Below are 18,033 nucleotides of genomic sequence, written 5' to 3' on the forward strand. Positions count from 1 at the left end.
CCCTGATCCCTTTAGTTAGAATGCTTCACCGAGGCCGAAGTGCACGGCCCAGATCTTCTGGTCGCGCGCGTACTCGGTCTCGTTGAGGCGGAAGCCGACGTCCAGGCGGAACATGCCGATCGGCGTATCAAGACGCACACCGGGTCCGGCCGAGTAGTTGAATTGGCCCAGCGCGAATTGATTGACCCCGGCGCGCACGTCGCCGCCGTCGGCGAAGGCGACGAAGCTGAGCATCTTGGTGGCCCGCACGCGCGCCTCGATGTTGGCGAGGATCATCGTGTTGCCGCCGACGGGGATGCCGCGGCAGTCGGCCTCGCCCGGCGTGCAGCCGTCCGGGAACACCTGCGGCGACAGCCGCCGCAGGCCCCAGCCGCGCACCGTGTCGGCGCCGCCGAGGTAGAAGCGCATGTCGATCGGCGCCCCGCCCTTGGCCCCGTACGGCACGATCCACCCCATCTCGAAGCGACCGGCGAAGGTGATGCGCCAGTGCGGGGTCCAGTAGAGGCGGATGCTCGGGCGCACGCGGTGGGCGCTGAAGTCGCCGCCCAGGCCCATGATGTCGTAGACGGCGCCGATGATCGCGCCGTTCTGCGGCCGCAGCACGGAGTCGGTGAGGTAGAGGCGCAGCGACGGCTCGAGGTAGCTGAGCGTGTACGGGTCGCGGAAGTCGAGCCCGAGGATCGAGTTCTGGCCCTTGAGGGTCGGCGACACGTTGAAGAAGTCGACGAAGCGGAAGTTGTAGGCGAGCTCGGCCTCGACGAAGCGGCTGAAGAAGCGCGACAGGCCGGCGCGCATGGTCGGGCTGTAGAACTGATAGCCCTCCCAGATCCCGAGCTCGAACGCCGGCGACAGCGTCGCCACCGTGCGCTTCTCGATCAGGCCCTTCTGCCGCAGCGTCGGCTCGAACTTGACGATCGGCCCGTGCTCTTGCGGGTTGAAGATGCTCGGCAGCTCGGCGTAGCCGGCGCGCGCGCGCAGGTCGAAGCGGGTCAGGTTCTTGAACAGGTTCTTGTGGGTGTAGAGCAGGCTGCCGCGCTGCTCCCAGCGGACCGGGTCGAGGCCGAAGCCGGCGCCGAGCTTGATCGACTGCGGCTTGGCCGGGCGCGCCTTGACGACCAGGTCGATCGTGCCTGGCTTGGTCTCCGACGGCACCTCCTCGATCGTGACGGTGTCGAACACCTCGAGCCCGTAGGTCGCCGCCTCGACCTTCTTGACCAGCTTGGGCGAGTACGGCTTGCCCGGGGCGTAGTCGCTCTCGTTGCGGACGTACTTCTCGGGCACGTTGCCGAGGCCCTCGAACTTGATCTCGCCGATCTTGAAGTACGGGCCCGGGCGGATCTCGAAGCGCACGGTGGCCCCGACGCCGGGCGACACCTCGGCCGTCTCGCGCACCTCCGCCTTGGCGTAGCCGGCGTCGCGCAGGGTCTCGAGCAGCTGCTCGACGGAGCGGTTCAGCTTCGGCACCTCGAACGCCCGCTCGGTCTCGAGCGCGACCCGCTTGAGCAGCGCGACCTCGCCGACCTTCGGGTCGGCGGCGGCGATGCCGGGGCGACCGGCCGGGAACGTCAGCTGGATGTTCTTGACCAGCGTGGGTTCGCCTTCGCGGACCACCACCTTGAGGGCGGCCTTGCCGGGGCGACGCTCCCCCGGCGTGCGGGCGAACAGGCGTATCCGCCCGGCCTTCACCGTCGGGGTGATCGACACCACCTCGGCGTCGTAGTAGCCGTGGGCCTTGTAGACCTCGACGATGCGCTTGGCGTCGACCGGGATGTTCGCCGGCAGGAACGCGTAGCGCTCCTTGAACGGCAAGATCGAAGTCTCGCCCATGTGCAGGTAGGTCAGCAGCTCCTTCTCGGTGAAGCGCTCGACCCCGACGAACTGGACGTCCTTGATATAGGCGTCGGACCCACGGACGTCGTCGAGCTTGCTCGAGCAGCCGACCAGGACGGCGATCACCAGTCCGAAGAGACATGTCCACAATGGGCGCACGACGCGCGAACTATGATCTCGACCAGCCTCAAGGGCCACGCGCGCGGCCCCTGGAATCCCCGAGCAGCCGCTCCTCCAGCCTTTCCCTGGCCGTCCGCCCGTGCAGCCGCGCAAAGTCCGCGAGACAGCGAAGTCCGCGCGACCCAATCATGACATGACTGAAACAACATGCCCGTTAGGACATGTGTTGTTCGACCGCGCGTGTCGGTTCCGCCCACCGCTGGCGAACCGGCCGAACCCGATCACAATCGCCAAGTACGGCCAGGAGAGCTCCTATGCGGACACTGCGCAAGATCTTCCAGCTCATCAAAGAAGCAGGGCTCGAGTTCTCTCGCGAGGACCCGTTCACGCAGGCGGGCGCGCTTTCTTATTACACGATGCTGTCGCTGGCGCCGTTCCTGCTGCTGCTGGTGGCCATCGTCGGCCTGATCTACGGCGAGGAGGCCGCGCGCGGCGAGGTCGTCGATCGGCTGTCGCACTTCGTCGGGCCCCAGGCCGCCGAGGTGGCGCAGGACATCCTCGCCCACGCGCACAAGGCCGGCGGCGGGTGGCTCTCGGCGGTCATCAGCGGCGTGGTCATGCTGGTCGGCGCGACCACGGCGTTCGGCCAGTTGCAGTCGGCCCTCGACCACATCTGGGGCGCCGCGCCGAGCCAGACCGGCTGGCGCAACACCGTGCGCGGGCGCCTGCTCGGCCTCGTGCTCATCCTCGCCATGGGCGGCGCCGTCGTCGCCCTGCTGGTGGCCGGCTCCGTCGTCTCCGGCCTGTCGGCGCTGCCCGGCACCGAGGGCCTCGGGTGGTTCTGGCGCCTCGTCGACCTCGGCATCTCGGTCACGGTGATGACCGGCATGTTCGCGCTGCTGTTCAAGCTGCTGCCGAACGCCGAGGTCCGCTGGCGCGAGGTGGCCATCGGCGCCGCGACCACCTCGCTGCTGTTCACCATCGGTCAGTGGGCGATCGGCGTCTACCTCGGCCGCGCCGCCGTGGGTTCGGCCTACGGCGCGGCCGGCTCGGTGGTGGTGCTGATGGCGTGGGTCTACTACTCGTCGCTGATCATGCTGTTCGGCGCCGAGATCACGCAGGTCCACGCGCGGCGCTCCGGTCGCGCGATCGTCTCGCGCGGGCAGGCGCAGCCCGAGGACGGGCAGATGCCCGCCGGCGCCGTGACGTCGCATTCGTGACCGCGGTAGCGTCGGCCTGGCGCGGCGACTATGCTGCCGCGCCATGCCGCACGACACGCTCCTCGTCTGCGACGATCGCATGCTCGGCCACGAGCAAGGCCCGCATCACCCCGAGAGCCCGGCCCGGCTGCGGGCGGTCTGCGAGCGCCTGCGCCGCGATCCGATCGCCGGCGTCCGCTGGGCCTCGGCCCCGCCGGCCACGCGTGAGCAGGTGCTGCGGGTGCACGACCCGGGCTACGTCGACACCGTCGACCGCGTCCGCGGCGTCGCCTTCGACCTCGACCCCGACGTCCTGCTCGGCCCCGGCAGCGTCGACGCCGCCTACCTGGCCGCAGGGGCAGGCATCGCCGCGGTCGAGGCGGTAGTCGGCGGCGCCGCCCGCCGCGCCTTCGCCCTGGTGCGCCCGCCGGGCCACCACGCGGAGCACAGCGCGGCGATGGGCTTCTGCGTGTTCAGCAACATCGCCGCGGCCGCCGAGCACGCCCGCGTCGCGCTCGGGCTGTCGCGCGTGCTGGTGGTCGACTGGGACGTCCACCACGGCAACGGGACGCAGCACCTGTTCGAGGGCCGGCGCGACGTGATGGTGTTCAACACCCATCAAGCGCCGCACTACCCGGGCACCGGCGCGGCCGGGGAGGTCGGCAGCGGCGAGGGCCGCGGCTTCACCGTCAACGTCCCGCTGCCCGGCGGCCTCGGCGACGGCGACTACGCGACCATCTACCGCGACCTCCTGACGCCGATCGCCGAGCAGTTCGCCCCCGAGCTGATCCTGGTGTCGGCCGGCTTCGACCCGCACCGCGACGACCCGCTCGGCGACATGCAGGTCACCGCCGACGGCTTCGCCCACCTGTGCGGCGTGGTCTGCGAGCTCGCCGACCGCCTCGCCGAGGGCCGCCTGGTCCTCCTGCTCGAGGGTGGCTACGACCTCCGCGGCCTCGCCGACAGCGTCCACGCCTGCACGGCGGTGCTGGCCGGCAGCACGCCGCCCGGCGGGGGCCCCGCGAGCCCCGCCGGCGAGACAGCCGTCCGCCGCGCCCGCGCCGCGCAAGCCCCGTACTGGCGCCTCTGACCGACCCGCCCGTCCGTGAGCTCGCCCAGCTCGGCGCCCGCGCCGGCTTCCGTTACTCTCCGCCTCCGCCGCCGAGCCATGGACATCTTCAAACAGTTCCGCTTCGAGGCCGCCCACCTGCTGCCCAACGTGCCCGCGGGCCACAAGTGCGCGCGGCTGCACGGCCACTCGTTCATGATCGAGATCCACGTGCGGGGCCCGGTCGGCGACACGAGCGGCTGGGTGCTCGACTTCGCCGACATCGGCGCCGCCTGGCAACCGCTGCACGCGCTGCTCGACCACCACTACCTCAACGAGGTCGAAGGCCTCGAGAACCCGACCAGCGAGCTGCTGGCCCGGTGGATCTGGCGCCGCTTGCTGCCCGCCCTGCCCGGCCTGTCGCAGGTGGTCGTCCGCGAGACCTGCACCACCGGCTGCATCTACCGCGGCGAAGACGAGCGCTAGACCTCTTTTTTAAAGAGAGGACATGTTCATGAGGACATGTCCCCGAGGGCATGCTCTCGAGAACATGTCCTGAGGGTCTAGATCTGGCTGACGCCCGCGGCCATCGGCGCCGCGGAGCGACAGGCCCTGCTCGAGCGCCCCGCGTCGCTCGCCGCACCGCGACGCGCCCGCGCGAGGGCGCGTCGCTGCGGCACACTCACTCACTTATTAAACGTGCGCGAGTAGAGCTCGTTGCCGTTCTTGTCGAAGATGACGCCGGTGAAGCTGTTGTCGTTGAGCTCCACCCAGGTGAAGCCTTCCATCTCGGCGATCTGGAAGTGGAACGGGTTGCTGCCCTCGATCGTGTTGGCCTTGCTGCCCGCGCCGGCGACGATGAACTCGGTGCCGCAGGCCGCCTGCAGCCACTGCATCGTGTGGTCGTGGCCGCAGATGTAGACGTCGATCTTGCCGCAGACCGACTCCTCCATGAACTCCTTGACGGAGTCGCCGGCCACGAACGGCAGCGGGATGCCCTCGAGGTCCTCGTAGTCGCCGGCGTTGCCGTGGTCGCCGTTCGAGAGGTAGGGGTGGTGGCCGAAGCCGATCTTCCACGTCGCGGTGCTGGCGGCGAGGGTCTGGTCGAGCCAGTTCTGCTGCGGGTCGGCGCTGCCGTTGAACGGATCCGTCATCACCTGGTTGGTGTCGAGGCCCCAGAACTCCGCGTGGGCCTGCTTCCACGAGTAGTACTTGTCCGGCATGCGCCACAGCTCGCTGTGCTGGGTGTACTCGACCTGGTAGTCGGACTTGTTGGTGTCGAAGTCGACGCCGATGCCGCCGCCGCCGTAGTCGTGGTTGCCGAGCACCGCGTAGATCGGGAACGTGATGCCCATGTAGGGCAGCTCGAACTTCTCCTGCCACTGCGGGTCGTCGACGCCCTCGACGCCGCTGTCGTAGAAGTTGTCGCCGGTCAGCATCGCCCAGTCGCAGCCGCGCTGCTCGCACACGGCGATGATCGCGTCGGCGACCTGATACTGGTCCTCGTTGCCCTCGCCGACGTCGCCGAGCACCACGAAGCGGACCAGCCCGCCGGTCCCCTCGGTCGTCTCCTCGCCGGTCGTGGAGGTCGTGGAGGTCGTGCTCGTCGTCGTGCCCGGGGTGGTGGCCGTGGTCGTCGACGAGGTCGGGTCGCTGGTCGGGCCCGCGGTCGGGTCGGGCTCGGTCGTATTGGTCTGACCGCCGGACTGGGTGCCGTCGCTCGAGCCGGGCCCACCGGTGACCATGGTCGGGTCGGGCGTCTGCGTCGCGGCGGTCGAGTCGGACGACTGCGCGGTGGTTTCGACGCTCTGCGTGCCCGCGCCCGTGCCTCCGTCGTCGCTGCAACCACCGGCGAACACCGCCGCGAGCATCGTCCCACGCGCAATTCGGCTGACCATCTTCATGTCCATCATCCCCTCAGGCCGCGGCAATATACACGAGCGGCCCAGCCCGAAGCGTCGCGAAGGCCACGCGCAGGTGAACCCTGTAGCGATCGTCGACGCACGTGCGCAAGCTCGCGGGTGTCGCCCGCGATGATTGGGGCCTCGATGCGACGCCCATCGCCGCGTCGTCGCCCGTTGCAAGCGTGCGCCGATCCTCGCGCGAGCGGCCCGGGGGCATCGAGGCTCGCAGCGACACCTCGCCGATCCGCTGCGCCGCCCCTCGCCTGTCGGGCGCGCGCCACTCGCCATCGCGGCAGGCAGCGTCGGTCTGTTCCGTCGATCGCGGCTCCATGGCTCGCCTCCTCGCGCGGCTGCGCCCGGGGCGCGGCCGCGAACCGAGATTCGTGCTACTCGCGAGGCCATGTCGTCCGCTGCCGCCTCCTCGAGCCTCCCGCGCGGCCTCCAGCTGGCCGGCCGTGGCCTGCAGATCGCGCTCGCCAGCCCCGAGGTCCGCCGCGCCTATCTCCGCCTGGCGGTGGTGCTGGTCATCCTCGCCGTCGTGCTCACGGCGCTGCTCGGCGGCCTGCTGTGGTGGCTGGTGCCTGTCTCTGGGGACATGTCCTGGACGACATGGCTCGGGCGCTGGGCGCTGCGGATCGGCGGCGGCCTGCTGGCGCTGGTGGCCGCGCCGATGCTGTCCTTCTTCGTCGTCAGCATCGGCCTCCCGTTCCTGGCCGACGGCGTGTTCATGGCCGGCATGCGCGCGACCGACCCGGCGCTGGCGGCCCGGCTCGAGCGGCCGGCCGAGCTCGGGTTCGTGGCCGCGACCGTCGGCAGCATCCGCCGCGCGGTCTATTTCCTCGGCGTCACCGCGGTCCTGTTCGGGCTCACGCTGGTCCCGTTCGTCGGGCCGCTGCTCGGGCCGCCGCTGCAGCTGTGGTACGCGGCGCGGACCTTCACCTGGGAGCTGCTCGACCCGTACTTCGAGCGGACCGGCCAGACCTACGCGCAACAGCAGACGGTCGTGCGGGCCCACCGCGCGACCCTCGCCGGCTTTGGTCTGCCGTGGGTGGCGGTGATGGCCCTCCCATTCGTGGGCCCTCTGCTCTTTGGTCTCGCGCAGGCCGCCGTGGCGACGGTCGTCGCCGACGAGCTCGAAGCGGCTACAGCGCGCTGATTCTGTCCGCGGGGACAATCGGACAATCGTCCGGGCGACCGTCCGCAACCTGTCGGAAAGGCCAGGTGGTCGGCACAGCTCGCTGGGGGCCCGAGGTCCGAGATCGGGACGCCACTCGAACCGCGTTCGTCAGGCCCCTGAGGGGCGTGGACACCGCCCCCCAGGCTGACTGCTGAGGCAGGGCTTTCCAGCCCTGTGCACACGTCGTAGGATATCAACCTCGATGTCGGCCCAAAAGGTATCCTGATGGCCCCTTCTCGTCAAATTGACGCTTCCAGGGTTTGGCAAGCTTCTTGCTGTTAGAGACCTGCCCCCCCTGGAGCCGCCATGTCCGCCAAGACCGAAGTTCCCTGGGTCTACCTGTGCCTCAAGGTGCAATACGCCTCTCCACAGGTCGGTGCCCGCCTGGCTCTGGGGTTAGCCCATACCTGGCCCGCGAACGACAGTGTAGAAGCCCCCACGCCCGTCGCGCCGGGCAAGCTCGGCGCCCGCCGTGACAGCGCCTAGACCGCTGTTCTCTTGCCCTGGCGGCTGATTCTGTCGCCGCCGGGCCCCACCCTGTCCCGTCCTGTTTCGCGCCGGCAGGCTCCGCTCCTGGGGCCGCTCGCCCGCGCAGGATCGCCCGACCCGAAGCCCGGACGCCTGTCCGCTTCGTGTTGACACCACCAGCGTCGCGGCCTCTCGCCGGCCGTCAGACCGGGCCCCGGCAGCCCTAGAGTCCTCCCGCCCGCGACGCGCGGGGGAGGACCCATGGAGTACCGCAATCTCGGCCGCAGCGGCCTGTCGGTGTCGACGCTTTGCCTCGGCACCATGACGTTCGGCGAGGCCGACGAGAGCTCGTTCATGCACAAGGTCGGCAGCGACGAGGCGACGTCGTTCCGCATCATGAACCTGGCCCTCGAGGCAGGTGTCAACTTCTGGGACACCGCCGACGTGTACGGCCAGGACGGCCTCAGCGAGCGCGTGATCGGCAAGTGGTTCGCCGACACCAAGCGCCGCGACGAGGTCGTGCTGGCGACCAAGTTTCGCTTCCGCATGAACAAGGGCGCCAACGGCACCGGCGCCTCGCGGCGGCGGATCGTCCGCTGCGTCGACGACTCGCTGCGACGGCTGCAGACCGACCGCATCGACCTCTACCAGATCCACATGCAGGACAGCGACACGCCGGAGCAGGAGACCCTGCGCGCGCTGGACGATCTGGTCCGCGCCGGCAAGGTCCTCTACATCGGCTGCAGCAACTACGCCGCCTACCGCCTGGTCGAGAGCCTCTATACCAGCGAGGCCCAGCGCCTCGAGCGGTTCGTCAGCCTGCAGGCGCAGTACAGCTTGATCGTCCGCGACATCGAGCTCGAGCTGGTGCCGGCGAGCCTGCGCCACGGGCTCGGCATCTTGCCGTGGTCGCCGCTCGGCGGCGGCTTCCTGTCCGGCAAGTTCGAGCGCGGCGCGCCGCCGCCGCCCGGGTCCCGCCTCGACAAGTGGAAGGAGCGGCTCGCCGGCTTCGACACCGACCGCAACTGGCGCACGATCGACGCCGTCAAGGCCGTCGCCGCCGAGCTCGACGCCACCCCGTCGCAGGTCGCGCTGGCGTGGCTGCTTCACAAGCCGGCCGTCACCTCGTGCATCTTCGGCGCGCGCACCGAGGACCAGCTGCGCGACAACCTCAAGGCCGCGGAGCTCAAGCTGTCGCCCGCGCAGGTGCGCGCGCTCGACGAGGCCTCGGCCAGCCCGCTGCCCTACCCCTACGCGATGATCCGCGCCTCCCAGGGCCGCTGGTAGCCCGTTCGCAAGGGACAGGTCCCCGAGGACCTGTCCCTTTCAACATGTCCGAGAGGACCGACTCAGTGCAGCCACTCGTGGCGGCGAGCCCGCTCCTGCAGGGCCTGGACCGAGTCGTTGGTGTAGTCGCCGATGATCTCGCGGACCACCGACTTCTGCAGGGTGGCCCTGGCGACCTCGCGCAGGCGACCGACGAAGTCGGCCGGGGCGGCGATGACCAGGCGGCCGAACTGACGCTGGTGCTGGGCCTGCGTCAGGCGCTCGACGATCTGGCGCACGAACTTGGAGTCTTGCTCCTCGGCCGCGCCGCGGGTCTCGCTGACCAGGTCACGCCGACCTGACGCGCTGCTCGAACCCCCGCGCCGCTCGTAACGGGGACGTTCGGGGCTCTCGAGCGTCTCGATCGGGGTCAACGTGGGCTTCATGCGGGAGCCTTGGACCTCGAAGAGCAGGGCCTGACTGCGATCCGCGACGACGAACCAGGTCGATTCCATTCCGGTACCTCCTCATTTTCGATGCTGGGGCAGGCCGTGAGGCCGTACAAGCCGGGACGGGCCGCCCGGCCGCGTGAACAACCGCGGGGCCCCTGCCGCCCATTCCCGCCCGGCGATCCCCCAGCGCCGCGCCCCCGGCCTCGCGTCGGCGCGGCAAAACTCCGTGACTACGCGTGAATTCCCGGTCCCGGGGGCCTGGCGCGCTTCGTGAGCCGGCGCATCTACGTCGGCCGCCTCACGCACCGCCGCTGCGGGCCCCTGCAGCAGCGCTGCGGGGCCGGGCGCGGCCATAGCGCGGGGGGCGCCGCCAGGGTCCGCGGCGGCCGGCAAAAGCGCGTAGCCGCGTCGGACCGCCCGCGCTATCCTCCCGCCCCTCACGGCGTATGGCGAGCGAGCAGAAGACCGGGATCAACATCGAAGACGAGATGCGTAGCTCCTTCTTGGACTACGCCATGAGCGTCATCATCTCGCGCGCGCTGCCGGACGTGCGTGACGGCCTCAAGCCGGTCCACCGCCGCGTGCTGTACGCGATGGACCAGCTGCGCAACACCCACGCGCAGCCTCACAAGAAGTCCGCGCGCGTCGTCGGCGACGTCATCGGCAAGTACCACCCGCACGGCGACACCTCGGTGTACGACGCGTTGGTCCGCCTGGCCCAGGACTTCGCCATGCGGTACCCGCTGGTCGACGGCCAGGGCAACTTCGGCTCGATCGACGGCGACTCGCCGGCGGCCATGCGTTACACCGAGGTCCGCATGAAGCGGCTCACCTCGGAGCTGCTGGCCGACCTCGACAAGGACACCGTCGACTGGGCGCCCAACTACGACGACAAGGAGTTCGAGCCGACGGTCCTGCCGACCAAGGTCCCGAACCTCTTGCTCAACGGCGCCGTCGGCATCGCCGTCGGCATGGCGACCAACATCCCGCCGCACAACTTGCGCGAGATCGTGGACGCCTGCATCGCCCTGGTCGACGACCCCAAGCTGCCGCCGCGCGAGCTGCTGCAGATCGTCACCGGCCCGGACTTCCCGACCGGCGGGCAGCTCATCGGCCGGGCCGGCATCCGCCAGGCTTACGCGACTGGCCGCGGCAGCCTCACCTTGCGGGCCCGCTGCACCATCGAAGAGGACGAGAAGGGCCGCGAGGCGATCGTCGTCCACGAGATCCCCTACCAGGTCAACAAGGTGCGGCTCATCAGCCACATCGCCGAGCTGGTGCGGGAGAAGAAGCTCGAGGGCATCAGCGACCTGCAGGACTACTCCGACCGCACCGGCATGCGGATCTGGATTCAGGTCAAGCGCGACGCCTCGGCCCAGGTCGTCCTCAACTCGCTCTACAAGAGCAGCGACCTGCAGATCAGCTTCGGCGTCAACATGATCGCCATCGCCGCCGGTCGCCCGCAGGTGCTGAGCCTGCACGAGTGCCTCACGCACTTCCTCGACCACCGCCGCGTCGTCGTCACCCGCCGCTCGCGCTACGAGCTGCGCAAGGCGCAGGAGCGGCGCGAGATCGTCGAGGGCATCGGCGTCGCCATCGACGCGATCGACCGCATCATCGCCCTCATCCGCGCCTCGCCCGACCCGGACGCCGCGCGCGAGGCCCTGTGCGCCGAGCCGCTGCACGGCTTCTCCGGCTTCCTGGCCCGCTGCGGCCGGCCCGAGGCCGAGGTCGAGGCCGCGAAGGGCAAGCCGTACCACCTCCGGCCGAACCAGGCCAAGGCGATCCTCGACATGCGCCTGCAGCGGCTCACCGGGCTCGAGCGCGAGAAGGTCGAGGCCGAGTACAAGGAGCTGAGCGCCACGATCGCGTACCTCGAGAGCATCCTCGGCTCCGACGCGATGCTGATGCAGGTGATCCGCGGCGAGTTGGTCGGCGTGCGCGACGAGTACGGCGACGAGCGGCGCACGGTGATCCTCGACGACGAGTCGGAGATCGAGCCGATCGACCTGGTCGCCGACGAGCCGATGATCGTCATGCTGACGAACAACGGCTACATCAAGCGCCTGCCGGTCGGTGAGTACCGGGTGCAGGGCCGCGGCGGCACCGGCGTCAAGGGCGGCGTCGGCCGCGACGCCGCCGACTTCGTGGTCGAGCTGTTCGAGGCCAGCGCCCACGCGCACGTGCTGATGTTCACCAACACCGGCCGGGTGTTCCGCACCCGCGTGTTCGAGCTGCCGGCCGGCCGCCGCGACCACGCCGGCAAGGCGCTGGTCAACTTCCTCGACCTGCGCGACGGCGAGCGCGTGCTCGGCATGGTCCCGTACCGCGACGCCGACCTCGAGAACAACCAGCTCTACGTCGTGATGTGCTCGCAGCAGGGCTACATCAAGCGCACCGCGCTCGACGAGTTCGCCAACATCCGCTCGACCGGCATCATCGCCGTCACGATCGAGGACGGCGACCAGCTGATCGACGCCCGCCTCACCAACGGCAAGCAGCAGATCATGCTGACCTCGGCCCAGGGCATGGCGATCCGCTTCGTCGAGGACGACGTGCGCCCGATGGGCCGCACCGCCCGCGGCGTGCGCGGCCAGGACCTGCGCGACGGCGACGCCGTCGTCAGCATGGTCGTGCTCGAGCCCGACAGCGCCGGCTCGATCCTCACCATGTGCACCAAGGGCTACGGCAAGCGCACCGCCGCCTCGGACTACAAGGTCCAGAACCGCGCCGGCCTCGGCATCATCACGATCAAGGTCACCGAGCGCAACGGCCCGGTGGTCGGCGCGCTGCCGGTCGAGGTCGACGACCACATCATGGTCGTCACCAGCCGCGGCAAGGTCATCCGCACCACCGCCGCCTCGATCAGCGAGATCGGCCGCAACACCCAGGGCGTCCGCATCATCCGCACCGGCGAAGAGGAGCGCGTGGTCGCCATCGAGCGCATCGTCGACCGCGACGACGAGGCCGGCGAGGAGCTCGTCGAGGCCGGCGAAGCGCCGGTCGGCGACGAGGCCGGCGACGCTGGCGACGGCGAGGGCGGCGAGGAGTAGCCTGTCCCTCCGGACATGTTCTCAAGCACCTGGCCCCGAGGACAGCGATGAGCACCACGCCCGAGTTCTGGACCCAGATCCCCGGTGACGGCCGGGCCGGCGCCAACAGCCGCGCGCTCTTCAACGCCGCCCAGTTCGTCATCCCGGGCGGCGTCAACAGCCCGGTGCGCGCGTTCAAGGCGGTCGGCGGCGACCCGCCGTTCATCCGCGCCGCCCGCGGGCCCTACCTGCTGACGGAGGACGGCGTCACTCTGGTCGACTACGTCGGCTCCTGGGGCCCGGCGATCCTCGGCCACGCCCACCCCGAGGTGGTCGACGCCGTCTGCCGCGCCGCCCGCGACGGCCTGTCCTTCGGGGCATGTTCGGCCGGCGAGGTCGAGTTCGCCGAGCTGCTGTGCCGCGTGGTCCCGGCGCTCAAGGACGGCATGGTCCGCCTGGTCTCGTCGGGCACCGAGGCGACGATGAGCGCCCTGCGGCTGGCCCGCGGCTTCACCGGCCGCAGCAAGATCGTCAAGATCGACGGCGGCTACCACGGCCACGCCGACTTCCTGCTGGTGGCCGCCGGCTCGGGCGCCGCCACCCTCGGCATCCCCGGCTCCGAGGGCGTGCCCGCGGCCACGGTCGCCGACACCCTCACCGTCCCGTTCAACAGCGTCGTCGCCGTCGAGCAGGTGCTCGAGCAGCACCGCGGCGACATCGCCGCCATCATCGTCGAGCCCGTGCCCGGCAACATGGGCTGCGTGCCGCCCGACCCCGGCTACCTGCAGGCGCTGCGCGACGCCTGCACCCGCGAGGGCGTGGTCCTGGTGTTCGACGAGGTGATGACGGGCTTCCGCGTCGCCCTCGGCGGCGCCCAGCAGCGCTACGGCGTCACCCCCGACCTCGTCTGCCTCGGCAAGATCGTCGGCGGCGGCATGCCGGTCGGCGCCTACGGCGGTCGCCGCGACATCATGCAGCACGTCGCCCCGCTGGGCCCGGTCTACCAGGCGGGCACCCTCAGCGGGAACCCGGTCGCGGTCGCGGCCGGCCTGGCGACCCTGCAGATCTTGACCCGCGACGACCCCTACGCCGCCCTCGAGGCCACCTCCGCCGCCCTGGCCGCGGGCCTGTCCGCCCGCGCCGCCAAGGCCGGCGTGCCGGTGGTGATGAACCGCGTCGGCGCCATGTTCACCGGCTTCTTCCGCAGCGGAGAGGTCCACGACTACGACGACGCCAAGGCCAGCGACCTCGGCGCCTTCGCCGAATTCCACCGCGAGATGCTGACCTGCGGGGTCTACCTGGCGCCCTCGCAATTCGAGGCCAGCTTTGTCTCGCTCGCCCACGACGCCGCGGCCATCGAGCACACCCTCGCCGCCGCCGAGGCCGCCTTCGCCGCGGTCGCCCGTCGCTACGGCTAGCGAGGGAGAGATCCGCCCATGACCGAACGCCGCAAGAGAGAGCCGCTGCTCAAGCAGGCGCGGTGGTTCCAGCTCGCCGAGGCCGGCTCGGTCGGCATCGAGATGGCCGTGGCGATCGCCATCGGCGCGTTTGGGGGCATGTACCTCGAGCGTCACGTCACGCACTGGGCCCCGTGGACCACCTACATCGGCCTGGCGGTCGGCATCAGCGCCGCCGGGCTGGCGGTGGTCCGCACCGCCCGCAAGTTCAGCGCCCGCATCGAGGCCGAGGAGCGGGCCGAGGCGCGGGCCGCCGGGGCCAGTCCCCAAAGTCACCAAAGTCACGAGTCGACTGACGATCCCGAGGTCCGGTAGTCGTGGATCCGGCGATCTGGGATCTCGTACGGCGCCGCGTGTATTTGTGGACGCTCACGCTCACCGCGATCGCGGCCGGCCTCGCAGCCGCGCTGGCGGGCGCCGAGCAGGGTTGGAGCGTCGTCGCCGGGGCTCTGATCGGCTTCGTCAACCTCGCCTCGCTCGCGCGGGCCGTGGTGCGCCTGGTGGGCGAGGCGCGGGCCGACCCGCAGCGGCACGCCGGCGGGGGCGGCGGAGCGGTGCTCGCTCTGGTGCGCTGGCCGGTCGCTGCTCTTGCGACCGTCGCCGTCCTTTGGTACATGCCCGGCCGACCTGAGGGGCTCGCAGCAGGGGTCCTGGCGGCATTGGCCGCCTTCTGCCTGGCGGCACTCCACAGCCGCGCCGACCTCTCCCGCGACGATCCCGAACCGGACGCCTGAACATGGGTGATCACGACAGTTGGTACACGCTCCTGATGCCCGAGTTTTGGGCCCACCTGGAGTCCAGCGCCGCCGAGCATCTCGCCCGTGACAAGGCGTTCCTGATCTTCGGTGCCTCGCACTTCACGCTGGTGCACGTCGCCGGCGCCCTCCTCGCCTTCATCATTTTGATCATCGCCGCGCTGCGCTACCGCGCCAGCCTGCAGGACAGTTCGCGCGGGGTGATCCCGCCGCGCAACTTCGGTCTGGCGGCGATGGTCGATGGCTTCGTCGGCGCGGTCTACAACCTCTCGGCCGACGTCATGGGTGAGGAGGACGCCAAGAAGTTCCTCCCGCTGACCGGCACGCTGGCGCTGTTCATCTTCGTCTGCAACATCCAGGGTCTGGTCCCCGGCATGTTGCCGCCGACCGACACGCTGAAGACCAACCTCGTCTTCGCGCTGATCGTCTTCATCGTCTACAACGTCGCTGGCGTGGTGCGGAACGGCTTCGGCTACCTCGCTCACTTCCTCGGCCCGAAGATCGGCGGGTTCCCCTGGCTGTTCTTCCTGTTCTTGCCGATCGAGATCGTCAGCCACCTGGCCCGTCCGGTCTCGCTGTCCTTGCGCCTCACCGGCAACATCGTCGCTGACCACAAGGTCGTCGGCGTGGTCGCCCTGATGGTGCCGCTGCTGGTGCCGCTGCCGTTCCTCCTGCTGGGTACGGTCGTGGCGATCGTCCAGACCCTCGTCTTCACCTTGCTGACCATCATCTTCATCGGCCTCGCCGTCGAGCACGCCGAAGAGCACTGAGCCCCCTGTCCTCGCGGCCCTGGCCGTTTCGGAGCTGTCCCATGCGCAACATCACCAAGATCGCCTCCTTCCTGTTCACCTTCCTCGTCCCCGCGATCGTCCTGGCCGCTCCCGCTGGTGCTGCCGAGACCTCCGGCTCCGAGCGCTCGATCTACGGCTTCGCCATGGCGATCGCCATCGGCCTCGCCGCGCTCGGCGGTGGCCTGGGCCAGGGTCGCGCCGTCGCGGCCGCCCTCGAGGGCATCTGCCGCAACCCGAACAGCGCCGGCAAGGTCCTCGTCCCGATGCTCCTCGGCCTCGCCTTCATCGAGTCGCTGGTCATCTTCGCCCTCATCATCGCCTTCACCCTCGGCGGCTACGTCGCCCCGACGATCGGCGGCTGAGCAGCCCCGAGCCGCTCCGGCTCTTCGGCCTCCACGAGCCCCTCGGACCTCGCGTCCGCGGGGCTTCGTGTTTAATTCAGGCCTGACTTTTCGCGCATGTCCGATGCGACATGTCCCATCGGACATCGCGGTCGACCTGCGCATCAGGAATGATCCCCCGGCGCACCCCGCCGAGCTGACCGCCGCGACCACGCCCTCGTCGTCGCCCGCCTCCCGCTCGTCGCGCCACGACAACGCCCTCGTCGTCGCCCGCCTCCTGCTCGTCGCGCCGCGCCGACCCCTCGTCGTCGCCAGGCTCCCGCTCGTCGCGCCGCGACGACGCCCTCGTCGTCGCCAGCCTCCCGCTCGTCGCGCCGGGACGAACGCCTCGTCTCGCCGGAACGAACGCCGAACTTTTCGCGAGAAAGCGTCTGTTCGGCGGCCAGCCCTGGCCGACGAACAGGCGCCGCCGATCGCCGCCTGGGCGTCCCTCGCAGCGGAGCCGAGGACGGCGGTCGGGCCTCTCACGGCTGCAGCCGTGCTCGGGGTTCGGGGGAGGGTCGGCGACGAATACGAGACAGGATGGCCGCGAGGAACGAGCGTCCATCCAGACGCTGAACTCGTCGCCGACCCTCCCCCGGACCCCTTGCGAGGCGCAGTCGGCAATATGCGAAGCAGCCTGCCCCCCTCGAGCGAGCTCAGTAGGGACTGGGCATCTCGCTCTTGCGGTCCGCCCCCGCCACCGACCGCTCGATGTACTCGATGATCGAGTCCGCCACATCGATCTCGGTCGTCCGCTCGATCCCCTCGAGCCCTGGCGAAGAGTTCACCTCGAGCACCACCGGACCGCGGCGGCTGCGGAGGATATCGACCCCTGCCACCTTCAGTCCCAGGATCGCGGCGGCGCGGACCGCCGTCGAGCGTTCCTTCGGCGTCAGCTTGATCTTCGTCGCCTTCCCGCCGCGGTGGAGGTTCGAGCGGAACTCGCCTGGTGCGCCCTGGCGCTTCATCGCTGCCACCACCCGGTTGCCGATCACGAACGCCCGGATGTCCGCGCCTTCGGCTTCCTTCACGAACTCCTGGACCAGGATGTTCACGTCGAGCCCGCGGAACGCCTCGATCACGCTGCGAGCGGCTGCCGGCGTATCGGCCAGCACCACCCCGATCCCTTGCGTCCCCTCGAGCATCTTCACCACCACTGGTGGTCCGCCGATCACCTCGAGCAGGCCCTCGATGTCCTTGATCGAGTGGCCGAACCCCGTGATCGGCAGCCCGATGCCTTTCGCCGCCAGGATCTGCATCGTCCGCAGCTTGTCGCGCGAGCGCGAGATCGCCTGCGAGCGGTTCGGCGTGAACACCCCCATCATCTCGAACTGGCGGACCACCGCCGTCCCGTAGAACGTATTGGAAGCCCCGATCCGCGGGATGATCGCGTCGACATCGCGCAGGTCTTCGCCGTGGTAGACCACGTGGGGTCGGCTCGACGTGATGTTCATGTAGCAGCGCAGGTAGTCGACCACCTGCACCTCGTGCCCGCGATGCTCGGCCGCCTCGCGCAGGCGGCTGGTCGAGTACAGCGACCCGTCACGCGACAAGATCGCGATCTTCACGACACCCTCCGCAGCTTGTGACCGCAGCAGAAGCTCCGCTGTGGGTCGACGAGGAAGCGCCCGCGCACGGCTTCGCGTCCGAGCAGCATACGAAAGCCGAGCAGCGCTCGGTTGGACAGCGTCAGCTCCACGTCGAACTCGAGCGAGCCGACGCGGATCGGCGTCTGCACCACGGGTCGCAGCTCGCTGTGGCCGCCGGAGGTCCGGACCACGCGCTCGTCGACCATCATCGCCTCCGACACCACGGCGTCGCCGTCGTGGTTCTGATGCGGATGGACGCGGAAGCGGACCCTCGCGTTCGGCAGCTTTTCGACGCCAAACGCGTGCAGAGCGGAGGTACGGGCCCCGGTATCGACCTTGACCTTGAGCGCGCCGATCCCCAGATCGGGCAACGCCACCCACTCGCGCCAACCGAGCACCACCAGGGCATCGACCCCGAGCGTCGTCATCACCACCACTCGCTTCACCTCGTCGGCGCGTGCGCCAGGGCTAACGCTTGCCGAACTCGATGATACGGTCAAGCACACGCCCCCCGGCGCGACCGTAGCGCGCTGCGGGGGGCGTGCGACCTCACGCTTTTTGG

General features: G+C 70.1%; 18 protein-coding genes. 12 read left to right on the forward strand and 6 right to left on the reverse strand.

The window, feature by feature from the left end; genetic code table 11:
* Window positions 1-15: 15 nt before the first annotated feature.
* Window positions 16-1,989 carry a BamA/OMP85 family outer membrane protein gene (locus tag POL25_RS14785; protein ID WP_272086651.1) on the reverse strand — a complete coding sequence of 658 codons (1,974 nt, stop codon included), beginning with the start codon at window positions 1,987-1,989 and terminating at the stop codon, window positions 16-18.
* Between the two features lie 275 nt (window positions 1,990-2,264).
* Here POL25_RS14785 and POL25_RS14790 point away from each other — a divergent pair, with 275 nt between their 5' ends.
* The 3 genes from POL25_RS14790 to queD all read left to right on the forward strand — a co-directional run bounded on the left by POL25_RS14790 (window position 2,265) and on the right by queD (window position 4,683).
* On the forward strand, window positions 2,265-3,170 hold the full coding sequence (locus POL25_RS14790) for a YihY/virulence factor BrkB family protein (RefSeq protein WP_272086652.1): 906 nt from the start codon (window positions 2,265-2,267) through the stop codon (window positions 3,168-3,170).
* Between the two features lie 43 nt (window positions 3,171-3,213).
* Window positions 3,214-4,239: a histone deacetylase family protein gene (locus tag POL25_RS14795; RefSeq protein ID WP_272086653.1), complete on the forward strand. Its 1,026-nt coding sequence runs from the start codon at window positions 3,214-3,216 to the stop codon at window positions 4,237-4,239.
* A 78-nt stretch (window positions 4,240-4,317) separates the two neighbouring features.
* The gene (gene queD, locus POL25_RS14800; protein WP_272086654.1) at window positions 4,318-4,683 is read left to right on the forward strand and encodes a 6-carboxytetrahydropterin synthase QueD; all 366 of its coding nucleotides are present in this window, start codon (window positions 4,318-4,320) and stop codon (window positions 4,681-4,683) included.
* 200 nt (window positions 4,684-4,883) lie between these two features.
* On the opposite strand, the gene POL25_RS14805 is transcribed toward queD, so the two are convergent.
* Together POL25_RS14805 and POL25_RS14810 are read right to left on the reverse strand one after the other, a co-directional pair.
* Complete coding sequence (locus POL25_RS14805) at window positions 4,884-6,095, reverse strand: metallophosphoesterase (RefSeq protein WP_272086655.1); 1,212 nt, start codon at window positions 6,093-6,095, stop codon at window positions 4,884-4,886.
* A 19-nt stretch (window positions 6,096-6,114) separates the two neighbouring features.
* Complete coding sequence (locus POL25_RS14810; protein ID WP_272086656.1) at window positions 6,115-6,432, reverse strand: hypothetical protein; 318 nt, start codon at window positions 6,430-6,432, stop codon at window positions 6,115-6,117.
* 69 nt (window positions 6,433-6,501) lie between these two features.
* Here POL25_RS14810 and POL25_RS14815 point away from each other — a divergent pair, with 69 nt between their 5' ends.
* The 3 genes from POL25_RS14815 to POL25_RS14825 all read left to right on the forward strand — a co-directional run bounded on the left by POL25_RS14815 (window position 6,502) and on the right by POL25_RS14825 (window position 9,033).
* A complete protein-coding gene (locus POL25_RS14815) occupies window positions 6,502-7,257 on the forward strand; it encodes an EI24 domain-containing protein (RefSeq protein ID WP_272086657.1) in 756 nt (251 codons plus the stop codon).
* Between the two features lie 327 nt (window positions 7,258-7,584).
* On the forward strand, window positions 7,585-7,764 hold the full coding sequence (locus POL25_RS14820; RefSeq protein WP_272086658.1) for a hypothetical protein: 180 nt from the start codon (window positions 7,585-7,587) through the stop codon (window positions 7,762-7,764).
* 243 nt (window positions 7,765-8,007) lie between these two features.
* Window positions 8,008-9,033, forward strand: coding sequence for an aldo/keto reductase (locus POL25_RS14825; RefSeq protein ID WP_272086659.1), 1,026 nt, complete (start codon window positions 8,008-8,010; stop codon window positions 9,031-9,033).
* 62 nt (window positions 9,034-9,095) lie between these two features.
* Here POL25_RS14825 and POL25_RS14830 read toward each other — a convergent pair whose 3' ends face one another.
* Complete coding sequence (locus tag POL25_RS14830; protein WP_272086660.1) at window positions 9,096-9,527, reverse strand: host attachment protein; 432 nt, start codon at window positions 9,525-9,527, stop codon at window positions 9,096-9,098.
* A gap of 383 nt (window positions 9,528-9,910) precedes the next feature.
* On the opposite strand from POL25_RS14830, the gene gyrA reads away from it, so the two are divergent.
* Genes gyrA through POL25_RS14860 form a run of 6 tightly spaced genes read left to right on the forward strand, consistent with a single transcriptional unit; the run spans window position 9,911 to window position 15,861 of the window.
* On the forward strand, window positions 9,911-12,517 hold the full coding sequence (gene gyrA / locus POL25_RS14835) for a DNA gyrase subunit A (protein ID WP_272086661.1): 2,607 nt from the start codon (window positions 9,911-9,913) through the stop codon (window positions 12,515-12,517).
* A 47-nt stretch (window positions 12,518-12,564) separates the two neighbouring features.
* Window positions 12,565-13,914 carry a glutamate-1-semialdehyde 2,1-aminomutase gene (gene hemL / locus POL25_RS14840; protein WP_272086662.1) on the forward strand — a complete coding sequence of 450 codons (1,350 nt, stop codon included), beginning with the start codon at window positions 12,565-12,567 and terminating at the stop codon, window positions 13,912-13,914.
* 18 nt (window positions 13,915-13,932) lie between these two features.
* Window positions 13,933-14,268 carry an AtpZ/AtpI family protein gene (locus POL25_RS14845; RefSeq protein WP_272086663.1) on the forward strand — a complete coding sequence of 112 codons (336 nt, stop codon included), beginning with the start codon at window positions 13,933-13,935 and terminating at the stop codon, window positions 14,266-14,268.
* A 2-nt stretch (window positions 14,269-14,270) separates the two neighbouring features.
* Window positions 14,271-14,687: an ATP synthase subunit I gene (locus POL25_RS14850; protein ID WP_272086664.1), complete on the forward strand. Its 417-nt coding sequence runs from the start codon at window positions 14,271-14,273 to the stop codon at window positions 14,685-14,687.
* A gap of 35 nt (window positions 14,688-14,722) precedes the next feature.
* Complete coding sequence (gene atpB / locus POL25_RS14855) at window positions 14,723-15,478, forward strand: F0F1 ATP synthase subunit A (RefSeq protein ID WP_272086665.1); 756 nt, start codon at window positions 14,723-14,725, stop codon at window positions 15,476-15,478.
* A 41-nt stretch (window positions 15,479-15,519) separates the two neighbouring features.
* Window positions 15,520-15,861: an ATP synthase F0 subunit C gene (locus POL25_RS14860; protein WP_272086666.1), complete on the forward strand. Its 342-nt coding sequence runs from the start codon at window positions 15,520-15,522 to the stop codon at window positions 15,859-15,861.
* Between the two features lie 677 nt (window positions 15,862-16,538).
* Here the strand turns inward: POL25_RS14860 and rimK are convergent.
* Both rimK and POL25_RS14870 read right to left on the reverse strand, forming a co-directional pair.
* Window positions 16,539-17,450, reverse strand: a complete 912-nt coding sequence (rimK, locus tag POL25_RS14865) for a 30S ribosomal protein S6--L-glutamate ligase (protein ID WP_272086667.1) — start codon at window positions 17,448-17,450, stop codon at window positions 16,539-16,541.
* Complete coding sequence (locus POL25_RS14870) at window positions 17,447-17,899, reverse strand: ATP-dependent zinc protease family protein (RefSeq protein WP_272086668.1); 453 nt, start codon at window positions 17,897-17,899, stop codon at window positions 17,447-17,449. Before POL25_RS14870 ends, rimK begins: the two co-directional genes overlap by 4 nt.
* Window positions 17,900-18,033: the final 134 nt, after the last annotated feature.

Origin of the sequence: Nannocystis bainbridge (assembly GCF_028368995.1) — a bacterium.
Lineage (GTDB): Bacteria > Myxococcota_A > Polyangia > Nannocystales > Nannocystaceae > Nannocystis > Nannocystis bainbridge.

Excerpts from the sequence above, each read along its gene's own strand:
- hemL (WP_272086662.1), top strand. The coding sequence starts at position 12,565 with ATGAGCACCACGCCCGAGTTCTGGACCCAGATCCCCGGTGACGGCCGG.
- POL25_RS14860 (WP_272086666.1), top strand. The coding sequence starts at position 15,520 with ATGCGCAACATCACCAAGATCGCCTCCTTCCTGTTCACCTTCCTCGTC.
- POL25_RS14870 (WP_272086668.1), bottom strand. The coding sequence starts at position 17,899 with ATGACGACGCTCGGGGTCGATGCCCTGGTGGTGCTCGGTTGGCGCGAG.
- POL25_RS14830 (WP_272086660.1), bottom strand. The coding sequence starts at position 9,527 with ATGGAATCGACCTGGTTCGTCGTCGCGGATCGCAGTCAGGCCCTGCTC.
- queD (WP_272086654.1), top strand. The coding sequence starts at position 4,318 with ATGGACATCTTCAAACAGTTCCGCTTCGAGGCCGCCCACCTGCTGCCC.
- POL25_RS14825 (WP_272086659.1), top strand. The coding sequence starts at position 8,008 with ATGGAGTACCGCAATCTCGGCCGCAGCGGCCTGTCGGTGTCGACGCTT.
- atpB (WP_272086665.1), top strand. The coding sequence starts at position 14,723 with ATGCCCGAGTTTTGGGCCCACCTGGAGTCCAGCGCCGCCGAGCATCTC.
- POL25_RS14810 (WP_272086656.1), bottom strand. The coding sequence starts at position 6,432 with ATGGAGCCGCGATCGACGGAACAGACCGACGCTGCCTGCCGCGATGGC.
- POL25_RS14805 (WP_272086655.1), bottom strand. The coding sequence starts at position 6,095 with ATGGTCAGCCGAATTGCGCGTGGGACGATGCTCGCGGCGGTGTTCGCC.
- POL25_RS14820 (WP_272086658.1), top strand. The coding sequence starts at position 7,585 with ATGTCCGCCAAGACCGAAGTTCCCTGGGTCTACCTGTGCCTCAAGGTG.
- POL25_RS14790 (WP_272086652.1), top strand. The coding sequence starts at position 2,265 with ATGCGGACACTGCGCAAGATCTTCCAGCTCATCAAAGAAGCAGGGCTC.
- POL25_RS14795 (WP_272086653.1), top strand. The coding sequence starts at position 3,214 with ATGCCGCACGACACGCTCCTCGTCTGCGACGATCGCATGCTCGGCCAC.
- gyrA (WP_272086661.1), top strand. The coding sequence starts at position 9,911 with ATGGCGAGCGAGCAGAAGACCGGGATCAACATCGAAGACGAGATGCGT.
- POL25_RS14845 (WP_272086663.1), top strand. The coding sequence starts at position 13,933 with ATGACCGAACGCCGCAAGAGAGAGCCGCTGCTCAAGCAGGCGCGGTGG.
- POL25_RS14815 (WP_272086657.1), top strand. The coding sequence starts at position 6,502 with ATGTCGTCCGCTGCCGCCTCCTCGAGCCTCCCGCGCGGCCTCCAGCTG.